General features: G+C 56.3%; 3 tRNA genes. All 3 read right to left on the bottom strand.

What is annotated here, in order from left to right:
* Nucleotides 1-2 precede the first annotated feature (2 nt).
* Nucleotides 3-74, bottom strand: a tRNA-Glu gene (locus tag Q0757_RS16945).
* Nucleotides 75-91: 17 nt separating this feature from the next.
* Nucleotides 92-182, bottom strand: a tRNA-Ser gene (locus Q0757_RS16940).
* Between the two features lie 2 nt (nt 183-184).
* Nucleotides 185-259 (bottom strand) — tRNA-Asn (locus Q0757_RS16935).
* Between the last annotated feature and the right edge of the window lie 2 nt (nt 260-261).

The raw sequence follows: 261 nt of genomic DNA, 5'->3' as shown, positions 1-261 counted from the left end.
GGTGACCCGTACGGGATTCGAACCCGTGTTACCGCCGTGAAAGGGCGGTGTCTTAACCACTTGACCAACGGGCCTTTGAAATAAATATGTATGGCGGAGAGCGAGGGATTCGAACCCTCGAGACGGGAATGCCGCCTACACGATTTCCAATCGTGCTCCTTCGGCCACTCGGACAGCTCTCCAGTGGCTCCGCAGGCAGGATTCGAACCTGCGACCAATCGGTTAACAGCCGATTGCTCTACCACTGAGCTACTGCGGAAT

The organism is uncultured Marinococcus sp., from assembly GCF_947493875.1.
Taxonomy (GTDB): domain Bacteria; phylum Bacillota; class Bacilli; order Bacillales; family Marinococcaceae; genus Marinococcus.
The sequence above is the reverse complement of the archived record's forward strand: the minus strand, read 5'-3'. Positions and strand labels throughout refer to the sequence as shown.